The organism is Methylobacterium sp. J-030 (genome assembly GCF_022829545.1).
Lineage (GTDB): Bacteria > Pseudomonadota > Alphaproteobacteria > Rhizobiales > Beijerinckiaceae > Methylobacterium.
Genome location: NZ_JAKSYM010000156.1, coordinates 1 through 1,591, shown reverse-complemented (window position 1 = coordinate 1,591; position 1,591 = coordinate 1). Strand labels below are relative to the sequence as shown.

Genomic DNA, 1,591 nt, shown 5'->3' with positions numbered 1-1,591 from the left:
GTCGAAGAAGGCCAGGCACGGCCGCATCTACCTCGACTACCTGCCCACCCAGCCGGGCCCGACGCCCGTCGCCGCCTTCTCCACACTGGCCCGCCCCAATGCCCCCGTATCCGTTCCCGTCGATTGCGACGAGCTCCCGTCGCTCCGATCCGGCGCACGATTCGCCGTCGGCAGCCTCCCGAGTCGCCTCTCCGCCTTGGGTCACGATCCCTGGGCCGGGTGCGAACGCGCGGCCCTGCCGTTGGATGCTGCAGGGCGTCGGCCACGTCGGAGGGCCTAGTGGTCGAAATCCAGTGCTCGGCACCCGTCGCAAGGAGCCGCTCACGACCCCTTGCCGACCCTCGAAGGTCCGCTTCTGGCTGTTGAAACAGACGCCAACGACCGGGTCGGGTGGATTTGCGACGGTCTGCTTACGAGCGATAATCGGAGGCATCAGACATCGCCGCCGCACCCGCTCGCGACCTTTTGCCGACCCACAGACTGCCTCGGTAGCCGCTCAAGCGACCGACAGCATGTTGGGCAAACCCGCAAGATCGTTCAGCTTGGCGTGCGGCGGCCAGTCCAGGTTCGGCGGTTCGCCGATCCGGTCGATCCATACGGACCGGATGCCAAGTTCGTTGCAGACCTTGAGGTCGGTGAACTGCCCCATTCCGACGTGCACGGTCTCCTCCTTCGTCACGCCCAAGGTCGCGTAGGCGTGCAGGAAGAGCTGGTGGTCGGGCTTGTAGGCGCGGGCCTGCTCAGCGGTGATGACGAAGTCGATCGGCACCCCGATCGCCGCGACGGTGCCGGCGATCAGGTCGTCGTCCGTGTTGCTGATAATCGCGAGCCGGTAGCGTTCGCGCAATCGACCAAGTGCGCCTGGAACGTCGGGATGCGGCTCGATCCGGCTAAGGGTCGATAGCAGCATCTCCTCGTCCTCAGGCTTCACTGTATGACCGGCCTCGGCGAGGGCTACGGCGAGGGCAGACCGCAGGACGGACTTGTAATCGCAGTAGGGCGGGCGCTGCTGCCGCTCTACGGCGGCGCTACGCAATCGGTCAGCCAACGCGACCGATTGGTCTTGCGCATCAGACTCCGCGAGGCGTCCGGACAGGATCGCGTGGGCTGCAGACCGGATAGCGTCATGCCACCGGACTAGGGTGCCATAGCAGTCGAAGGTGATTACCTTCGGCACAGGTTGCGGTTGCAGCATTATCGGTCCCACCGGGCGATCCTACGCGAACTATCCCTACCCACCCCGTCTTCTGTCCACCCCTGAGGCGAAGTTGCCGGACGGCCGACGAATGGCTGCTTATGGGAAGCGCTCACGGCGATCCGGGCAGCCAGGTTGGGTCGCAAGCCGAACGGCCGCTTGGGGTGGATTTCTGCCGGTTCGCTTTCGGGTGGGAGTTGGCAGAAGCAGACACTGCCATCGCGCTCGCTCACGACCAGAAGCAGCCGTACCGGGGGCGGCAAGCTGCACGGGACCCTCAATCGTTGCAAGCACAGTGTGCAACGACCCGCTCGACCAGTCGATCGGCGGTGAAGGTTGCCTCCGGGTGATCCAGCCGCAGCGCGGCCTGGGGCATCTCGGGGCATTCGGCCTCGG

General features: G+C 65.8%; 1 protein-coding gene and 1 pseudogene. One reads left to right on the top strand and one right to left on the bottom strand.

The window, feature by feature from the left end; all coding sequences use genetic code 11:
- Positions 1-280 (top strand): annotated as a pseudogene (locus tag MKK75_RS36335) (ATP-dependent DNA ligase); the annotation flags it as partial.
- A 216-nt stretch (positions 281-496) separates the two neighbouring features.
- Here the strand turns inward: MKK75_RS36335 and MKK75_RS09420 are convergent.
- Positions 497-1,195 (bottom strand): haloacid dehalogenase type II, encoded by a 699-nt coding sequence (locus MKK75_RS09420; RefSeq protein WP_244042327.1) that lies wholly within the window; start codon positions 1,193-1,195, stop codon positions 497-499.
- Positions 1,196-1,591: the final 396 nt, after the last annotated feature.